Here is a 17553-nt window from a genome sequence, read left to right on the forward strand (position 1 = left end):
AAGAAGAGACCCCGATGCTGGTGATTTCCAACAACGTTCATCTGCCCGACGCCGAGATCGAGTTGACCGCTATCCGTGCCCAGGGCGCGGGTGGGCAGAACGTCAACAAGGTCTCCAGCGCCGTGCATTTGCGTTTCGACATCAACGCCTCGTCGCTGCCGCCGTTCTACAAGGAGCGGCTGCTGGCGTTGAGTGACAGCCGGATCACCAGCGACGGCGTGATCGTGCTCAAGGCTCAGCAGTATCGAACCCAGGAGCAGAACCGTGCCGATGCCTTGCTGCGCCTGAGCGAGCTGATCGTCAACGCGGCCAAGGTCGAAAAGAAACGCCGCCCGACACGCCCGACCCTCGGCTCCAAGACCCGGCGCCTGGAGTCCAAGAGCAAGCGCGGCTCGATCAAGGCCGGACGCGGGAAAGTGGATTTCTGAGGTGTTTTTCAGTCTCGTGCCACGCAGTGCTCAGCGCTATACAAAAGTCTACGCTTGATTCTGGCCGCAGGCCGTGGGAGCGAACTTGTTCGCGAAAGGGCCCGTACAGTCGCAGAAATTTTGGCGTTCAAAACAATGTCTTCGCGAACAAGTTCGCTCCTACAAAAGCCCCGTTCCCACGCTCGAACGTAGGAGCGAACTTGTTCGCGAAAGGGGCCGTACAGTCGCGGAAGATTTGGCGTTCAAAACAATGTCTTCGCGAACAAGTTCGCTCCTACAAAAGCCCCGTTCCCACGCTCGAACGTAGGAGCGAACTTGTTCGCGAAAGGGCTCGTACCGTCGCGGAAGATCTGGCGTTCAAAACAATGTCTTCGCGAACAAGTTCGCTCCTACAAAAGCCCCGTTCCCACGCTCGAACGTAGGAGCGAACTTGTTCGCGAAAGGGCTCGTACCGTCGCGGAAGATCTGGCGTTCAAAACAATGCCTTCGCGAACAAGTTCGCTCCTACAAAAGCCCCGTTCCCAAGCTCGAACGTAGGAGCGAACTTGTTCGCGAAAGGGCCCGTACAGTCGCAGAAGATTTAGCGTTCAAAACAATGTCTTCGCGAACAAGGTCGCTCCTACAAAAGCCCCGTTCCCACGCTCGAATGTAGGAGCGAACTTGTTCGCGAAAGGGCTCGTACCGTCGCGGAAGATCTGGCGTTCAAAACAATGCCTTCGCGAACAAGTTCGCTCCTACAAAAGCCCCGTTCCCACGCTCGAACGTAGGAGCGAACTTGTTCGCGAAAGGGCCCGTACCGTCGCGGAAGATTTTGCGTTCAAAACAATGTCTTCGCGAACAAGTTCGCTCCTACGCCCTGCGGGCAGCAGCCTGAAAACTCTGCTTTCCGGGCTCTTCAGGACCTGTATGACTATGAGCACCGATCATTACTGGCGCAGCACCTGCGCCTGTTTGTACAGATAAACGCTCAACGCCAGCCCGGTGAGTGACGCCAGTGCCGCGAACAGGAAGATCGAGACGAAGCCGAAACCGGCGGCAATGGCGCCTGCCAGTGGCCCGGTGATGCCCAGTGACAGGTCGATGAACAGCGAGTAGGCGCCCACTGCCGCGCCCCGGCTCGACGCCGGGACCAGATTGACCGCTTCCACGCCCAGCGCCGGGAATACCAGCGAGAATCCGAAGCCGGTCAGCGCCGCGCCAGCCAGCGCCAGGTCCGGAGTGGGTGCCAGCCACAGCAGCAACAGCCCCAGGCTTTCCACGGACATGCAGACAATCGCCACTCGAAAGCCGCCCAGGCGATTGATCAGGTTGCCGAACAGCAGGCGCGCGGCGATGAAACTGCCACCAAACAGCGTCAGGCACAGCGCGGCATTCGGCCAGTGGTTGCTCGCGTAGTACAGGGTGATGAACGTCGCGATAGTGCCGAAACCGATACCGCCCAATGCCAGGCCCATGCCATGCGGAAACACTCGCCCCAGCACATGCATGAATGGCAGTCGCTCACCCTGCACAATAGGCGCCGGCTCTTTATGCCAGGTCAGGTACAGGCCCAGCCCGCACAGCAGCATGATGCTCACGCCCACTGTCCACAGGCCGAGTTCGTCAACCATCCACACGCCCAGTGGCGCACCGATGGCCAGCGCGCCGTAGCTGGCGATGCCATTCCAGGAAATGACCTTGGCGGTGTTCTGTGCGCCGACCCGGCCGATGCCCCAGCCAATCGAACCAGAACCGACCAGGCTTTCCGCAGCACCGAGGATCACCCGGCCAATCAGCAGAATCACCAGGCTCGCCATCGGCCAGCTGTCCAGCCACACCGGCACCAGCATGAACACACCGCTCAGCCCGCAACCGGTCAGCCCGATCTGCACAGCTTTCTTGCTGCCCAGATTGTCGATGATGCGACTCGACCAGGGCCGACTGATCAGCGTGGCCAGGTATTGCACGCTGATGACCAGCCCGGCGATGACTGCACCAAAGCCCAGATCACTGTGGACATAGCCGGGCAGAACGGCGAGGGGAATGCCGATGTTCAGGTAGCCGATAAAGGTGAACATCACGATGGACACGACGGTCAGGGTAACGGCCATCGGGGTTTGCGGTGTGTTTTGCTGTGTCTCGGACATGGGGCGGGCTTTCGTTCTTTTGCGGGCATGGCGTTCGAGCGGGCAGGGAAAACCCTTAGCAAGCTCTCGAAGTGCTCATCATACCGATGCATCGGGCGATGCAGGTGCAACAGATTGAAATAAACCTGAATGGAGGGGCTATTTGTCCCTGGGGGCCACAAGGTGTGTGGTCACGAGAGCGGCCAAGGCGTTTTCCTGAGTACCGAAACGGGCGAGCAGGGCGCTCTGTTTTTCCGGGCTGAGGCGTGACCAGATCTCGATCATTTTCTCGGCGGTGCCAATCAGGGCGCTGGCTTGGGTTTCAGTGAAGTCGCTCATAAAAATCTGCTGTTTGCCTGTTGCTGGTTTTCCAGGCGTATTGAAAACCGGCAAAACCGTTTTTCGATACGCCTGAAAACAATCGCCTTCAGTCTTTGCTTCCGGCTTTCTGGCTGTCTTGAGCCGAGGGTGCTGCTTTCATTGCGACAGGTTGACCAAGCTCTTGCTGAGCCAGAGTCGACTGTTGTGGTTCCTGTTGGCCTGGTGGGAAGTTAGGGATTTCATGCATCGTCGTCGCTCCTCGCAAGGGGTTGCAGATAGAACCGTGCTTTAAAAAGCCTGCGCAGGATAACCCACTGAAAATGACAATCAGGATATTTTTTTACCCTGATTGCCCTGATCGTGAAACAAAATCGCGTTTTTACTGTCCGGCTTTTCACCTTGCGAGGTGCTGAGCAGCTTGATTTCATTGGGCCGGACCGCTCTGGCAAGGTCCATGGCCCGCCAATCATTTTATTTTCGGCCTTCTGCGCCCTTGGCCACTTTGTCAGTGCGCGCCGCCATGATGAAGTCGTTGCGGTGCAGGCCCTTGATCGAGTGGCTCCACCAGGTCACGGTCACCTTGCCCCACTCAGTCAGCAGGCCGGGATGATGGCCCTCCGCTTCGGCAATCTCACCCACTGCGTTGGTGAACGCCAGCGCCCATTTGAAATTCTTGAACAGAAAGACTTTTTCCAGCTGCATCACCGCGTCGCGGACCTCGATGTTCCAGTCCGGGATCTGCCTGAGCAGTTCCGGCAATTCGGCTTCGCTGACCTGCGGCGCATCGGCACGGCAGGCTTCACAGTGAGCTTGATTCAAGGTGGTCATAAGCAGAGGGTCCTTTTCGGAGAGCGGGCCGAATGTCAGGCGGCGTGGCTTTTGGTTTTAGGTGGAAACTTGGGCGCGTGCAAGCCCAACTGCATGCCTTGCCCGACCAGCGCCATGATGTCCTGCTGCGCCAGGTCGAACAGGCACTTCAGATCCGGCAGGACAAAGTACAGCGGTTGCAGAATGTCGATGCGATAAGGCGTGCGCATCGCTTCAAGCGCATCGAAAGGCTGGTGTTCGGGGGCTGACGACAAGCTGTACAGCGCTTCCTTCGGCGAAGAAAGAATACCGCCGCCGTAGATTTTCCGCCCCTGCGGGGTATCGACCAGGCCGAACTCGATGGTCATCCAGTACAGCCGGGCCAGGTACACGCGTTGTTCCTTGCTCGCGCTCAGGCCGAGTTTGCCGTAGGTGTGGGTAAATTCGGCAAACCACGGATTGGTCAGCAGCGGGCAGTGGCCAAATATTTCATGAAAGATGTCCGGTTCCTGCAGGTAGTCCAGTTCTTCTGCGCTACGGATGAACGTGGCCACCGGGAAGCGCTTGCTGGCCAGCAGTTCAAAAAACGTCTGGAAGGGGATCAGCGCAGGCACTCGCTCGACCTGCCAGCCCGTGGTCGCGCCCAGAACCTTGTTGATTTCGCCTAACTGAGGAATGCGATCAAGCGGCAGGCCCAGTTGCTCGATGCCGTCCAGATACTCCTGGCAGGCACGCCCGTCGACGATCTCCATCTGCCGGGTGATCAGGGTGTTCCATACCGCATGTTCGTCCGCCGTGTAATCGATGAAACCCGAAGCGTCCGGCTCGCGTGCCACGTAAAGCGTCTGGGCCATGCTGATGTCCTCGAAAGGCTGCTGTTTTTAAAGTGTTCTTGTAAAAGCCTGTGTTCAGGAATAACCCGGTTTCGAGGGCGCGTCAGCGGCGGTGAGCAGGGCCGTGCGAGGGTTTGATCACTGGTTCGTAACGAAAAGTTTACGCTTGCGATGGGTGAGGCCTGAAATCAGTCCTCCTGCCGCTCGCGAAGCGTGCGTGCGTAACGTATTGTTGACATTAATTTTGCCGCCTCATAAAAAACTACCCTCACAGGGGCAACGACTCATGCGCATCAAGGTGCACTGCCAGAACCGCATCGGCATTCTTCGCGACATTCTCGATCTGCTGGTGGCTTACGGCGTCAACGTGGCGCGCGGTGAAGTGGGGGGTGAGCACGGTGACGCGATCTATCTGCATTGCCCGAACCTGATCAACCTGCAGTTCCAGGCCCTGCGCCCGAAGTTCGAGGCGATCACCGGGGTATTCGGCGTCAAGCGTGTCGGGCTGATGCCCAGCGAGCGCCGGCACATGGAGCTCAATGCCTTGCTCGGCGCGCTGGAATTTCCGGTGTTGTCCATCGACATGGGCGGGGCTATCGTTGCGGCCAATCGTGCCGCTGCGCAATTGCTGGGTGTGCGGGTCGATGAAGTGCCGGGCATGCCCTTGTCGCGTTACGCCGAAGATTTCGACCTGCCTGAACTGGTGCGCGCCAGCCAGTCGCGGATCAACGGCCTGCGGGTCAAGGTGTGCGGCGATGTGTTTCTTGCCGATATCGCGCCCCTGCAATCGGAGCATGACGACAGCGAGGCCATGGCCGGGGCCGTGCTGACGCTGCACCGCGCTGATCGGGTCGGCGAGCGCATCTACCATGTGCGCAAGCAGGAGTTGCGCGGCTTCGACAGTATCTTTCAGAGCTCGAAGGTCATGGCCGCTGTGGTTCGCGAGGCGCGGCGCATGGCGCCCCTCGATGCGCCGCTGCTGATCGAGGGTGAGACCGGCACCGGCAAGGAATTGCTGGCCCGCGCCTGCCACCTGGCCAGCCCGCGCGGCCAGTCACCGCTGATGGCGCTCAACTGCGCCGGGTTGTCGGAGTCGATGGCCGAGATCGAGCTGTTCGGCTATGACCCCGGCGCGTTCGAAGGTGCGCGTGCGGAAGGGCGGCTGGGGCTATTGGAGCTGACCGCGGGCGGCACGCTGTTTCTCGATGGCGTGGGCGAGCTGAGTGCCCGCATGCAGGCCAAGCTGCTGCGCTTCATTCAGGACGGCAGTTTTCGCCGGGTCGGCAGCGACGAGGACATGTTTCTCGATGTGCGGGTGATGTGTTCGACCCAGGTCGATCTCTCGGAGCTGTGCGCCAAGGGCATGTTCAGGCAGGACCTTTATCATCGCCTTAACGTGCTTTCACTGCATATACCCCCACTGCGCGACTGTCTGGACGGTCTTGAGCCGCTGGTGGAGCATTTCCTCGATCAGGCCAGCCGGCAGATCGGCTGTGCGCTGCCCGGCATATCACCTGCGGCCATCAAACGCCTTGGTCAGTACCACTGGCCCGGTAATGTGCGGCAATTGGAAAATGTATTGTTTCAGGCCGTATCGCTGTGTGACGGCGGCAAGGTGCAGGCCGAGCATATTCGTTTGCCGGACTACGGCATGCGACAGGGGTTGAGTGAGGTGTCGCTGGAGGGCGGGCTGGGCGCTATTATCGGGCGCTTTGAAAAGTCGGTGCTGGAACAACTCTATGCGCAATATCCCAGCAGTCGCCAATTAGGCAAACGCCTGGGAGTGTCTCATACAACAATTGCCAACAAGTTGCGCGACTATGAAGTGGGGCGCGAATCAGATCCGCATTCAACGGATAAATAACTCGCTCATTGATAGTTCCGTCACCCACTTCGTGCATGCGCCTCGCACCTTATATAGCGGCGAGGCTATAGCGGCGAGGCGTCGTGCACAGGTTGCAACGGCAAGAAGCCTCAACCGTTGCTGCAGCCGTTGCCCATCACCTGATAGCCCATGGTGTGGCGTGCGCCCTGCGAATCTTCATACACCATCCGCGCCGGGACCACTTCGCAGACATTGGGTATCTGGCTGATGGAAATAACCCGAGCGATATCCAGATGAGTGCCGTAGGTATATTGCTCGACACGCGCCTGTTGCGCAGCCACTTTGGTCTGCGATTCTTCGGCCATGGCCAGACTACTGACGCCGCACAGGGCCAATGCCACTAATAAGACTTTCATTGTCGTTTACCTTTTTGAAAGTGAGCGCCGTCGCATCACGTTTTTGACGTCATGGGCTCAGGCGGTCTGATACGTTTTTCGAGTTGGAACAACACTGCGTGGGGGCAGTTGATGTCTGCCTTGTTGGCGGATCGAATTCTATGCCTGTTGTGACAGCGCATATATAAAGACTTTGGATAAGCGCTTTTATCAAAATGGTAATAATCTTGAGGGCAGCTGCAAGCTGCAAGCTGCAAGCTGCAAGCTTCAAGCTTCAAGCTTCAAGCTTCATGCTTGCGGCTTGCGGCTCCGGCCCCGGCCCCGGCCCCGCCCGGTAATACCAACGTCGAATGGCCCCTGCGGGTGGGGCGGGATACAACAGGGGCATAAAACAACAACTATCCACCGAGGTAACCAAGATGAGTGCAGCTTCCCTGTACCCCGTCCGCCCAGAAGTCGCAGCGACTACGCTGACGGATGAAGCGACCTACAAGGCCATGTACCAGCAGTCGGTGGTCAACCCTGATGGTTTCTGGCGTGAACAGGCTCAGCGCCTCGACTGGATCAAACCTTTCAGTGTGGTCAAACAGACCTCGTTCGATGATCACCGTGTCGATATCAAATGGTTCGCCGACGGCACGCTGAACGTTGCCTACAACTGCCTGGATCGCCATCTGGAAGAACGCGGCGACAGCATCGCCATTATCTGGGAGGGCGACGACCCTTCCGAGCATCGGGAAATCACCTACCGCGAACTGCACGCCGAAGTGTGCAAGTTCGCCAACGCCCTGCGTGGCCAGGATGTGCACCGTGGCGACGTCGTGACGATCTACATGCCGATGATCCCCGAAGCTGTGGTCGCCATGCTGGCATGCGCCCGGATCGGTGCGATTCACTCGGTGGTGTTCGGCGGTTTCTCGCCCGAAGCACTGGCTGGCCGGATCATCGATTGCAGTTCCAAAGTGGTCATCACTGCTGACGAAGGTCTGCGTGGCGGCAAGAAGACTGCGCTCAAGGCCAACGTCGACCGCGCCCTGACCAACCCGGAAACCAGCAGCGTGCAGAAGGTTATCGTCTGCAAGCGCACCGGGGGCGAGATCGAATGGAACCGTCACCGTGATATCTGGTACCACTCGCTGCTGGAAGTGGCGTCCAGCACCTGCGCGCCGAAAGAGATGGGCGCCGAAGAGTCGCTGTTCATTCTCTACACCTCGGGCTCGACCGGTAAACCCAAGGGCGTGTTGCACACCACCGCAGGTTACCTGCTGTATGCCGCGCTGACCCACGAACGCGTGTTCGACTACCGGCCGGGTGAAGTTTACTGGTGCACCGCCGACGTCGGCTGGGTCACCGGGCATAGTTACATTGTCTACGGGCCTCTGGCCAACGGTGCGACCACGCTGCTGTTCGAAGGCGTGCCGAACTATCCGGACATCACCCGCGTGTCGAAGATCATCGACAAGCACAAGGTCAATATCCTCTATACCGCGCCGACCGCGATTCGCGCCATGATGGCTGAAGGCACCAAGTCCGTTGAAGGTGCCGACGGTTCCAGCCTGCGCCTGCTGGGTTCGGTGGGCGAGCCGATCAACCCGGAAGCCTGGGCCTGGTACTACAACACAGTCGGCAAGCAGAGCTGCCCGATCGTCGATACCTGGTGGCAGACCGAAACCGGTGGCATTCTGATCAGCCCGTTGCCAGGTGCGACCGCCCTTAAGCCGGGCTCGGCGACACGTCCGTTCTTCGGCGTGATTCCGGCGCTGGTGGACAACCTGGGCAACCTCATCGAGGGCGCTGCCGAGGGCAACCTGGTGATCCTCGATTCGTGGCCGGGCCAGTCGCGCTCGCTGTACGGCGATCACGACCGTTTCGTCGACACCTACTTCAAGACGTTCCGCGGCATGTACTTCACCGGTGACGGTGCCCGTCGTGACGAGGACGGTTATTTCTGGATCACCGGGCGTGTGGACGACGTGCTCAACGTTTCCGGCCACCGCATGGGCACGGCTGAAATCGAAAGCGCGATGGTTGCGCACCCGAAAGTCGCCGAGGCTGCTGTGGTCGGTGTGCCGCATGACCTGAAGGGGCAGGGCATCTACGTCTATGTGACCCTCAACGGCGGTGAAGAGCCGAGTGACGCGCTGCGCACTGAATTGCGCAACTGGGTACGCAAGGAGATCGGCCCGATTGCCTCGCCTGACTTCATTCAGTGGGCGCCCGGCCTGCCGAAGACCCGTTCAGGCAAGATCATGCGCCGTATCCTGCGCAAGATTGCGACTGCCGAGTACGATGCGCTGGGTGACATCTCCACCCTGGCCGACCCGGGCGTGGTGCAGCATCTGATCGATACGCACAAGACCATGAACGCTGCCTGAGCGATCCTGTGACTGAAGCGCCCCGTTCGGTGAGAGCCGATCGGGGCGCTTTTGTTTCCAGGGGCTGAAGCGAGAAACGGGATATATATCGGGTTGTTACCGGTTTACACGGTGTGGCGCGCGGTGCTTCGTTGTGGGACATGTCCGGGCTTTCTGTGTAGGAAAGTACGACGCAGCAGGGCTTTAAAACCGCCATGTGGCACGCCGGGCTTGCCGGATTAAAAGGGTTTGCCAATAATGGGCGCACTTTTTGCTGTTATGACAGGTTAAGTCTGCGCTGCTGGATCAGCAGAAACAGGTCCCGTCAATACCGTGTAGCGGGTTTTCAGGTGCTTCTGTAACTAGTTGTCGCATTGAAGAAATATCGACTTTGAGCCTGTCGTTAAAATGCCTCTCATTCGCCGGAGGGCTGTGAACCGCCAGCGCGGTGTCACGCATCCGGCGTCGCTCCTCCCCGAGATTGTCCTTTCGCACATTGGGCGCTTGCTCACTTTGCCATTTGTCGTGCTTTACCGATGGAGTCCCTGGAAATGAAAAAGCTCATGCTTATTGGCGCGATGGCGTTGTCCGTGCTCGCCCAGCCGATCTTTGCTGATGAAAAACCACTGAAAATCGGTATCGAAGCGGCTTACCCTCCGTTCGCGTCCAAGGCCCCGGATGGCAGCATCGTCGGCTTTGACTACGACATCGGCAATGCGCTGTGTGAAGAAATGAAGGTCAAGTGCACCTGGGTCGAGCAGGAATTCGACGGGCTTATCCCGGCGCTGAAAGTGCGCAAGATCGATGCGATCCTGTCGTCGATGTCCATCACCGACGACCGCAAGAAGTCCGTGGACTTCACCGGCAAGTATTACAATTCACCGGCGCGTCTGGTGATGAAGGACGGCACTACGGTCAGCGACAGCCTGGCTGAGCTCAAGGGCAAGAAGATCGGCGTACAGCGTGGCACGATTCACGAGCGTTTCGCCCGTGAAGTGCTGGCCCCGCAGGGTGTCGAAGTGACGCCGTACGGTTCGCAGAACGAAATCTATCTGGACATCAGTGCAGGGCGCCTTGACGGTACTATCGCCGACGCCACGCTGTTGCAGGACGGCTTCCTGAAAACCGACGCTGGCAAAGGCTATGCGTTCGTAGGCCCGTCGTTCTTCGATCCGAAATACTTCGGTGACGGCATCGGCATTGCCGTGCGCAAGGGCGACAAGGCAAACCTTGACCGTCTCAACGCCGCCATCGCCGCGATCCGCGCCAACGGCAAGTACAAGGCTATCCAGGACAAGTATTTCGACTTCGATATCTTCGGCAAATAAGTCGTCGCAACGAGATGGCGCAAACAGGGTTGCCTGGCTTGCGCCATTTTTATTCCACGCTTGAGGACCGCACATCATGTTGAAAGGTTACGGAGCTGTCATCCTCGAAGGTGCCTGGCTGACGTTGCAGCTGGCCCTGTCGTCGATGGCTCTGGCGATCGTTCTCGGTCTGATCGGCGTGGCGCTGAGACTGTCTCCGGTACGCTGGATCGCCTGGCTGGGCGATCTGTACAGCACGGTGATTCGTGGCATTCCCGATCTGGTCCTGATTCTGCTGATTTTCTACGGCGGCCAGGACCTGCTCAATCGCGTCGCCCCTTTGCTGGGGTTTGACGACTACATCGACCTCGATCCGTTGATGGCCGGCATCTGCACGCTGGGCTTCATCTTCGGCGCGTATCTCTCGGAAACCTTTCGCGGTGCGTTCATGGCCATCCCCAAGGGGCAGGCCGAGGCGGGCATGGCGTATGGCCTGAGCAGTGGCAAGGTGTTCTTCCGCATTCTGGTGCCGCAGATGATTCGTCTGGCGATTCCCGGTTTCACCAACAACTGGCTGGTGCTGACCAAGGCGACTGCGCTGATCTCCGTGGTCGGTCTGCAGGACATGATGTTCAAGGCCAAGCAGGCGGCCGATGCCACCCGCGAGCCTTTCACCTTCTTTCTGGCGGTTGCGGCGATGTACCTGGTGATCACCAGTGTGTCGCTGCTCGCCTTGCGTTACCTCGAAAAACGCTACTCGGTAGGCGTGAGGGCGGCTGACCTATGATCTTTGACTACAACGTGATCTGGGACAGTCTGCCGCTGTACTTCGGCGGGCTGCTGACCACCCTGAAGCTGCTGGCGATTTCGCTCGCTTTCGGGCTGCTGGCGGCATTGCCGCTGGGCTTGATGCGGGTCTCGAAAAACCCTTGGGTGAACATGCCGGCCTGGCTGTACACCTACGTGATTCGCGGCACGCCGATGCTGGTGCAGCTGTTCCTGATCTACTACGGGCTGGCCCAGTTCGACGCGGTGCGCGAAAGCTTTTTGTGGCCCTGGCTGTCCAGCGCCACCTTCTGTGCGTGCCTGGCATTCACCATCAATACCAGCGCCTACACGGCGGAAATCATCGCCGGCAGCCTCAAGGCCACACCAGCGGGTGAAATCGAGGCCGCGCGGGCCATGGGCATGTCGAAAGCCAAGATGTACCGGCGCATTCTGCTGCCCTCGGCCTTGCGCCGGGCACTGCCGCAGTACAGCAACGAGGTCATCATGATGCTGCAGACTACCAGTCTGGCGTCCATCGTGACCCTGATCGACATCACGGGCGCGGCCCGTACGGTCAACGCGCAGTTCTACCTGCCTTTCGAGGCTTATATCACCGCAGGTGTTTTCTATCTGGGCCTGACATTCATTCTGGTCCGGCTGTTCAAGATCGCCGAACGCCGCTGGCTGGGCTACCTCGCCCCACGGAAGGTCTGAAATGCAAAGAACCGATCATGTATTGCCGTGGAGCACCCTCGGCACCGAGCGCACGCTGAGTGTCTTTCGCTTCGGCACCGGCGAGCGCAAGGCTTACATCCAGGCCAGCCTGCATGCCGACGAACTGCCCGGCATGCGCACGGCCTGGGAGCTGAAAAAACGCCTGACCGAGCTGGAGCAGCAAGGCCTCCTCAAAGGTGTCGTCGAACTGGTCCCGGTGGCCAATCCGCTGGGCCTGGGGCAGTTGCTGCAAGGCGCGCATCAGGGCCGTTTCGAGTTCGGCAGTGGCAAGAACTTCAACCGTGACTTCACCGAACTGAGCGAGCCGGTCGCCGAGTTGCTGGAAGGTCAGCTGGGCGATGACCCGCGCGCCAATACCCGGCTGATTCGCCAGGCGATGAGCGCTGCGCTCGAAGGGCTGCCCGCGCCGCAGAGCGAATTGCAAGGCATGCAGCGCATCCTGCTCCGTCATGCCTGCGTAGCTGATGTGGTGCTCGATCTGCATTGTGATGCCGATGCTGCGCTGCACATGTACGCCTTGCCGCAGCACTGGCCACAATGGCGGTCGCTGTCGGCACATCTGAATATCCAGGTGGCGCTGCTCGCCGAAGATTCCGGTGGCAGCTCCTTCGATGAGGCCTGCTCGCTGCCGTGGTTGCGTCTTTCGCGGATTTTTCCGCAGGCGCAGATCCCGCTGGCCTGCCTCGCCACCACCCTTGAACTGGGCGGTCAGGCCGACACCGGCAAGCCGCAGGCAATCGCGCACGCCGAAGGTATTCTGGCGTTCCTCGCCAAGCAGGGCTTCATCAGTGGTGATTGGCCGCAGCCGGTGCACCAAGCCTGCGAAGGCTTGCCGTTCGAAGGCACCGAATTGCTCTATGCGCCGCACCCTGGTGTGGTGACGTTCCTGCGCGCTGCAGGCGACAGGGTCGAGGTGGGCGATCCGCTGTTCGAAGTGATCGACCCGCTGTCCGATCAGGTCAGTACCATTTGTGCGAATACTGCCGGGGTGTTGTTCGCCATCGAGCGGCTTCGTTACGCTCAACCCGGTTTCTGGCTGGCCAAGGTGGCGGGGCGCACGGCGCTGCGTCACGGACGTCTGCTCAGTGATTGACCGTACTGTGGAAACCCAAAGCATGAACAAACTGGAAGTGCAGGATCTGCACAAGCGCTATGGCAGTCACGAAGTGATCAAGGGCGTGTCCCTGACCGCCAAGGCCGGCGATGTCATCAGCATCATCGGCTCCAGCGGCTCGGGCAAAAGCACCTTTCTGCGCTGCATCAACCTGCTCGAACAGCCCCATGCCGGCAAGATCCTGCTCAACAACGAAGAGTTGAAGCTGGTGCCAAACAAGGAAGGCGGCCTGAAAGCTGCCGATGCCAAGCAGTTGCAGCGCATGCGTTCACGCCTGTCGATGGTGTTTCAGCACTTCAACCTGTGGTCGCACATGACTGCACTGCAGAACATCATCGAAGCGCCGGTCCATGTGCTGGGTGTGTCGAAAAAGGAAGCGCTGGAAAAGGCCGAACACTATCTGGCCAAGGTCGGTGTGTCCCATCGCAAGGACGCTTACCCTGGGCACATGTCCGGCGGTGAGCAGCAGCGTGTGGCGATTGCCCGCGCACTGGCGATGGAGCCCGAGGTCATGCTGTTCGATGAGCCGACCTCGGCGCTGGACCCGGAGCTGGTCGGTGATGTGCTAAAGGTCATGCAGGGCCTGGCTCAGGAAGGCCGCACCATGGTTGTGGTGACTCACGAAATGGGTTTTGCCCGTGAGGTCTCCAACCAGCTGGTTTTCCTGCATCAGGGCGTCGTTCTGGAACGTGGCAATCCGCGCGAAGTGCTGGCCAATCCGCAGACCGAGCGTTTGCAGCAATTCCTGTCCGGCAGCCTGAAGTGACGATCGGCAGCGCATGACGATGCCTTTTTATGGCAGAACAGGGCATGCTGCGCGACGCGCGACACGACCTGGATGTTCCAGATCGAGCTATCTTCCAAGGCTCGGCTTTTGCGGCAATACGTATCGGATCTCCCAATGACTGCCCATCGAATAGGTTTCCTCGTCTGGCCTGGCACCAGAGCCCTGACCCTGGCACTGGCCGAGGAAGCCTTGCGCGTTGCGCAGCGCGTTCACCCTGAAGTGGTCTATGAGCTGTCGTTTCTGCAGGCCGAGGCGGCGGAGCCAGCGGCGCTTGCCGGTGCGTGGCAGTTGCCGGGTGAGCCCTGGGCCGGGCGACTGGAGGGCTTTCAGAAGCTGTTTTTACTGGCTGACGAACCTCCGGCAGGCGTGGCCCCGGCGCTGGGCAGTGCGCTCAAGCAACTGGTGCGTGCCGGTTGTTCGATTGGCGGGCTGTCGGCGGGCGTCTATCCGCTTGCGCAACTGGGCCTGCTGGATGGCTACCGTGCCGCCGTGCACTGGCGCTGGCAGGACGACTTCGCCGAGCGCTTCCCCAAGGTCATCGCCACCAGCCATTTGTTCGATTGGGATCGGGATCGCCTGACCGCCTGTGGTGGCATGTCGGTGCTCGACCTGCTGCTGGCGGTGCTGTCCCGTGATCATGGGGCCGAACTGGCCGGGGCGGTGTCCGAAGAGCTGGTGGTCGAGCGTATTCGCGAAGGCGGCGAGCGTCAGCGCATTCCGCTGCAGAACCGTCTGGGCTCCAGCCATCCCAAGCTGACCCAGGCGGTGCTGTTGATGGAAGCCAACATCGAAGAGCCCTTGACCACCGACGAAATCGCCCAGCACGTGTGCGTGTCTCGTCGCCAACTGGAGCGGATCTTCAAGCAGTACCTCAACCGTGTACCCAGCCAGTATTACCTGGAACTGCGCCTGAACAAGGCGCGCCAGATGCTGATGCAGACCAGCAAGTCGATCATTCAGATCGGCCTTTCGTGCGGTTTTTCCTCGGGGCCGCACTTCTCCAGCGCCTACCGCAATTTCTTCGGTGCCACGCCGCGTGAAGACCGCAATCAGCGACGCAGCAGCAGCCCGTTCGAACTTTCCCCTGTGCCTGCCGAACGCGGTTGATTGTCTTGTCGCTATAGAAGTGCTGCCGCGACAGCTCAGGTCCAGACAGGCCGGCTTCAATCCGTTTAAACTGCGCCTTTGTGACGCAAATTGTCGCATTGCCGAAAACCTTGAAAAAACCCGGTTTTGCGCTGTAACAAGTTGTCGCCTGGCGGCAAGGCCGAACACAATTCAGTCCTTACAATCTTTCCATCGCTCGCCAGTTTCAGGCAGGCGTTCCTCATCAGGAGACTCCGATGTCCGTTGAGCATGCTGCGGTGCAACGCGCCGATTTCGACCAGGTAATGGTCCCCAATTACGCCCCGGCCGGGTTCATCCCTGTGCGCGGTTCGGGCTCCCGGGTCTGGGATCAGGCGGGGCGCGAACTGGTGGATTTCTCGGGCGGGATCGCCGTCAACGTATTGGGCCACTGCCACCCGGCGCTGGTCGGTGCCTTGACCGAGCAGGCCAATAACCTCTGGCATGTGTCCAACGTCTTCACCAACGAGCCGACCCTGCGTCTGGCGAAAAAACTGGTGGATGCGACGTTCGCCGAGCGCGTGTTCTTCTGTAACTCCGGTGCGGAAGCCAACGAAGCCGCCTTCAAGCTGGCACGTCGTGTGGCGCATGACCAGTACGGCCCGGAAAAGTACGAAATCATTGCGGCGCTGAACAGTTTCCATGGCCGTACCCTGTTCACCGTCAGCGTCGGTGGGCAGCCGAAGTACTCCGATGGTTTCGGGCCGAAGATCACCGGCATCAGCCATGTGCCGTACAACGACCTCGACGCACTGAAGGCCGCTGTGACCGACAAGACCTGTGCCGTGGTGCTGGAGCCGATTCAGGGCGAGGGCGGTGTTCTGCCGGGTCAGCTGGAATACCTGCAAGGTGCGCGCAAACTGTGTGACGAGCACAACGCCCTGCTGGTGTTCGATGAAGTGCAGAGCGGCATGGGCCGTAGCGGTCATCTGTTCGCCTACATGCATTACGGCGTGACCCCGGACATCCTTTCCAGCGCCAAGAGCATCGGCGGCGGTTTCCCGCTGGCGGCGATGTTGACCACTGAAAAGCTCGCCAGGCACTTTGCGGTCGGCGTTCACGGCACCACCTATGGCGGCAACCCGCTGGCATGTGCGGTCGGTGAGGCGGTGATCGACGTGATCAATACGCCTGAAGTGCTGGCTGGCGTACAGCGCAAGCATCAGCAGTTCAAGACCCGTCTGCAAAGCATCGGCCAGCAATACGGCGTGTTCAGCGAAGTGCGCGGTCTGGGGCTGCTGATCGGTTGCGTGTTGTCCGATGCCTGGAAAGGCAAGGCCAAGGATATCTTCAATGCGGCCGAGGCTCAGGACCTGATGATCCTGCAGGCCGGCCCTGACGTGATTCGTTTCGCGCCGAGCCTGGTGATTGAAGACGCGGACATCGAAGAGGGCCTGAACCGCTTTGAGCGCGCCATCGCCAAACTGACATCCTGACTCGCTTGCAGCCTTGCGGCGTCCGCCTGATGGCGGGTGCCGCACCTGTTTCCTGCGCCATGCGGCCTGACGCCGTGTGGTGCTTTTACTAGCGCCGGTCGTAAAGGCTGGTCGATCTACAAGGAGTGGCACCATGCTGGTAATGCGCCCTGCGCAAATGGCTGATCTGGCCGAGGTTCAACGCCTCGCTGCCGACAGCCCTATCGGTGTCACGTCCTTGCCCGACGATGCTGGCCGCCTGACCGACAAGATCGGCTCGTCGGAGGCGTCGTTTGCCGCCGAGGTCAGCTTCAACGGCGAAGAAACCTACTTCTTCGTGCTCGAAGACAGCGAAAGCGGCAAGCTGGTGGGCTGCTCGGGCATCGTGGCCTCGGCGGGCTACTCCGAGCCGTTCTACAGTTTTCGTAACGAAACCTTCGTGCATGCTTCCCGCGAACTGAAGATTCATAACAAGATTCACGTGCTGTCGCAGTGTCATGACCTGACCGGCAACAGTCTGTTGACCAGTTTCTACGTGGTCCCGGAGCTGGTCGGCACGGCATGGTCGGAGCTCAATTCGCGCGGCCGCCTGCTGTTTGTCGCCAGTCACCCCGAGCGCTTTGCCGATTCGGTGGTCACCGAGATCGTCGGTTACAGCGATGAGCAGGGCGACTCACCGTTCTGGGATGCCATCGGGCGCAACTTCTTCGATATCAATTACGCCGCTGCCGAACGCCTGTGCGGGCTGAAAAGCCGGACCTTCCTCGCCGAGCTGATGCCGCATTACCCGATCTACGTGCCACTGCTGCCCGACGCGGCGCAGGAAGCCATGGGGCAGGTGCATCCGCGTGCGCAGATCACCTTCGACATCCTCATGCGCGAGGGCTTTGAAACCGATCACTACATCGACATTTTCGACGGTGGGCCGACGCTGCATGCGCGGGTGTCCGGGATTCGCTCGATTGCCCAGAGCCGTCTGGTTCCGGTCAAGGTCGAGGCCGGGCAAAGCAGCGATGTCGGCAAGGGCGGGCGTCTGTATCTGATCGCCAATGGCCTGTTGCAGGACTACCGCGCGGTGCTGCTGGAACTGGACTGGGCGCCCGGCAGGCCGGTGGTGTTGAGCCTCCAGGCTGCCGATGCCCTGGGTGTTGGTGAAGGTGCCAGTGTGCGGATTGTCGCGGTCTGAACCGGACGTTCGATAGCCGATTAGCGAGTTTCAAGGCTCTCGATGAGC

Annotated in this window: 16 protein-coding genes; 11 read left to right on the top strand and 5 right to left on the bottom strand. The window is 59.9% G+C overall.

Annotated elements, in window-relative coordinates; translation table 11 throughout:
* The first annotated feature begins 14 nt into the window (after positions 1-14).
* The gene (gene arfB / locus KBY02_RS05090; protein ID WP_003314723.1) at positions 15-428 is read left to right on the top strand and encodes an alternative ribosome rescue aminoacyl-tRNA hydrolase ArfB; all 414 of its coding nucleotides are present in this window, start codon (positions 15-17) and stop codon (positions 426-428) included.
* Between the two features lie 926 nt (positions 429-1354).
* On the opposite strand, the gene KBY02_RS05095 is transcribed toward arfB, so the two are convergent.
* The 4 genes from KBY02_RS05095 to phhA form a co-directional block, all read right to left on the bottom strand.
* Complete coding sequence (locus KBY02_RS05095; protein ID WP_024642710.1) at positions 1355-2554, bottom strand: MFS transporter; 1200 nt, start codon at positions 2552-2554, stop codon at positions 1355-1357.
* A 138-nt stretch (positions 2555-2692) separates the two neighbouring features.
* Complete coding sequence (locus tag KBY02_RS05100) at positions 2693-2872, bottom strand: hypothetical protein (protein ID WP_003314725.1); 180 nt, start codon at positions 2870-2872, stop codon at positions 2693-2695.
* 453 nt (positions 2873-3325) lie between these two features.
* The gene (locus KBY02_RS05105) at positions 3326-3682 is read right to left on the bottom strand and encodes a 4a-hydroxytetrahydrobiopterin dehydratase (protein WP_225649937.1); all 357 of its coding nucleotides are present in this window, start codon (positions 3680-3682) and stop codon (positions 3326-3328) included.
* A 35-nt stretch (positions 3683-3717) separates the two neighbouring features.
* Complete coding sequence (gene phhA / locus KBY02_RS05110; protein WP_011268521.1) at positions 3718-4515, bottom strand: phenylalanine 4-monooxygenase; 798 nt, start codon at positions 4513-4515, stop codon at positions 3718-3720.
* A gap of 265 nt (positions 4516-4780) precedes the next feature.
* Here phhA and KBY02_RS05115 point away from each other — a divergent pair, with 265 nt between their 5' ends.
* Complete coding sequence (locus KBY02_RS05115; RefSeq protein WP_011268520.1) at positions 4781-6358, top strand: sigma-54-dependent phenylalanine hydroxylase transcriptional regulator PhhR; 1578 nt, start codon at positions 4781-4783, stop codon at positions 6356-6358.
* Positions 6359-6468: 110 nt separating this feature from the next.
* Here the strand turns inward: KBY02_RS05115 and KBY02_RS05120 are convergent, their stop codons facing one another.
* Positions 6469-6735, bottom strand: a complete 267-nt coding sequence (locus KBY02_RS05120; RefSeq protein WP_024639107.1) for a DUF2790 domain-containing protein — start codon at positions 6733-6735, stop codon at positions 6469-6471.
* Positions 6736-7133: 398 nt separating this feature from the next.
* Here KBY02_RS05120 and acs point away from each other — a divergent pair, with 398 nt between their 5' ends.
* The 9 genes from acs to aruF all read left to right on the top strand — a co-directional run bounded on the left by acs (position 7134) and on the right by aruF (position 17505).
* Positions 7134-9089 (top strand): acetate--CoA ligase, encoded by a 1956-nt coding sequence (acs, locus tag KBY02_RS05125; protein WP_225649939.1) that lies wholly within the window; start codon positions 7134-7136, stop codon positions 9087-9089.
* Positions 9090-9619: 530 nt separating this feature from the next.
* Positions 9620-10396 (top strand): ABC transporter substrate-binding protein, encoded by a 777-nt coding sequence (locus KBY02_RS05130; RefSeq protein ID WP_003404105.1) that lies wholly within the window; start codon positions 9620-9622, stop codon positions 10394-10396.
* 76 nt (positions 10397-10472) lie between these two features.
* Positions 10473-11162 carry an ABC transporter permease gene (locus KBY02_RS05135; protein WP_003369874.1) on the top strand — a complete coding sequence of 230 codons (690 nt, stop codon included), beginning with the start codon at positions 10473-10475 and terminating at the stop codon, positions 11160-11162.
* Positions 11159-11857, top strand: coding sequence for an ABC transporter permease (locus tag KBY02_RS05140; protein WP_003314733.1), 699 nt, complete (start codon positions 11159-11161; stop codon positions 11855-11857). Before KBY02_RS05135 ends, KBY02_RS05140 begins: the two co-directional genes overlap by 4 nt.
* A gap of 1 nt (position 11858) precedes the next feature.
* On the top strand, positions 11859-12971 hold the full coding sequence (locus KBY02_RS05145) for a succinylglutamate desuccinylase/aspartoacylase family protein (RefSeq protein WP_225649941.1): 1113 nt from the start codon (positions 11859-11861) through the stop codon (positions 12969-12971).
* 22 nt (positions 12972-12993) lie between these two features.
* Positions 12994-13758, top strand: coding sequence for an ABC transporter ATP-binding protein (locus KBY02_RS05150; protein ID WP_003404100.1), 765 nt, complete (start codon positions 12994-12996; stop codon positions 13756-13758).
* Positions 13759-13893: 135 nt separating this feature from the next.
* Positions 13894-14886, top strand: a complete 993-nt coding sequence (gene argR, locus KBY02_RS05155; RefSeq protein ID WP_024639109.1) for a transcriptional regulator ArgR — start codon at positions 13894-13896, stop codon at positions 14884-14886.
* A gap of 236 nt (positions 14887-15122) precedes the next feature.
* Entirely contained in the window at positions 15123-16340 is a 1218-nt protein-coding gene (locus KBY02_RS05160; RefSeq protein ID WP_225649943.1) for an aspartate aminotransferase family protein, read from the top strand.
* Positions 16341-16473: 133 nt separating this feature from the next.
* The gene (aruF, locus tag KBY02_RS05165; protein WP_003404093.1) at positions 16474-17505 is read left to right on the top strand and encodes an arginine/ornithine succinyltransferase subunit alpha; all 1032 of its coding nucleotides are present in this window, start codon (positions 16474-16476) and stop codon (positions 17503-17505) included.
* The last annotated feature ends 48 nt before the right edge of the window (positions 17506-17553 follow it).

Origin of the sequence: Pseudomonas sp. P129 (assembly GCF_020312195.1) — a bacterium.
GTDB classification, from domain to species: Bacteria; Pseudomonadota; Gammaproteobacteria; order Pseudomonadales; family Pseudomonadaceae; genus Aquipseudomonas; species Aquipseudomonas fragariae.